This window comes from Rhodococcus sp. P4_F3_2, assembly GCF_056401335.1.
This window is the reverse complement of the sequence record NZ_JBFUJN010000149.1, coordinates 1-548: the sequence shown is the minus strand read 5'-3', so window position 1 is coordinate 548 and position 548 is coordinate 1. Positions and strand designations below refer to the sequence as shown.

General features: G+C 54.7%; 1 rRNA gene. It reads left to right on the top strand.

The features are described 5' to 3' along the window. Positions 1-125, top strand: a 16S ribosomal RNA gene (locus AC1DWA_RS33175); the annotation flags it as partial. Positions 126-548 lie beyond the last annotated feature (423 nt).

Here is a 548-nt window from a genome sequence, read left to right as displayed (position 1 = left end):
CGGTAACACCCGAAGCCGGTGGCTTAACCCCTTGTGGGAGGGAGCCGTCGAAGGTGGGATCGGCGATTGGGACGAAGTCGTAACAAGGTAGCCGTACCGGAAGGTGCGGCTGGATCACCTCCTTTCTAAGGAGCATTCTCCAATCCAATGTCCACACAGGTGGATGGTTGGTTGGCAGAGCCTGTTTCGGATCCACTTGTGGTCCGGCAGGAGCTCATGGGTGGACGCTGACAAACTTCCTCGCATCACGGCAGATCACATGATCTGCCGGCGAGTGCAATATATCGGCATACTGTTGGGTCCTGAGAGAACACGCGAGTGTTTCCTCTCTAGGAAGTAACGACAACACTGGAATGTGGGTCATACCGCGGAGTTGCGATGGTTTCGATCATTGTTTTCTTCGGCTGGTGCTCACGGGAGTTCTGGGGTTGTGTGTTGTTTGAGAACTGCACAGTGGACGCGAGCATCTTTGTTGTAAGTAATGAAGAGCGTACGGTGGATGCCTTGGCACCAGGAGCCGATGAAGGACGTAGGAGGCTGCGATAAGC